Annotated in this window: 1 protein-coding gene; it reads left to right on the top strand. The window is 43.7% G+C overall.

Annotated elements, in window-relative coordinates; translation table 11 throughout:
• The first annotated feature begins 1 nt into the window (after position 1).
• Positions 2–115 (top strand): ATP-binding protein, encoded by a 114-nt coding sequence (locus BWI97_RS26820; RefSeq protein WP_369826686.1) that lies wholly within the window; start codon positions 2–4, stop codon positions 113–115.
• The last annotated feature ends 187 nt before the right edge of the window (positions 116–302 follow it).

Below are 302 nucleotides of genomic sequence, written 5' to 3'. Positions count from 1 at the left end.
CATCKGGKTGGCGATTTGTCAGCGGGTCGTAGAAAGCCATGGCGGGGCTATTTCCGTAAGCAGCCAACCTGGGAAAGGCTCAACCTTTTATGTGTATCTGCCCGTTTACCAGTAGCAGTGCAGGTATGGCATTATACCGAAGGGCAGTTTTAACGCAGAATCTGCCCTGATGAACGGCTATGGTTAGGCATATTTAGCGATCAGTTCCCAAGTTTATACAAATAAAGCAATAGAAAATTCTAGCCTAACAATAGATAACCTTTACCGTAAAAGCGAAAAGTAATATAATCAGGGGAGTTTAA

Origin of the sequence: Siphonobacter sp. BAB-5405, assembly GCF_002872335.1 — a bacterium.
GTDB lineage: Bacteria > Bacteroidota > Bacteroidia > Cytophagales > Spirosomataceae > Siphonobacter.
This window is presented reverse-complemented; position numbering and strand designations above follow the sequence as displayed.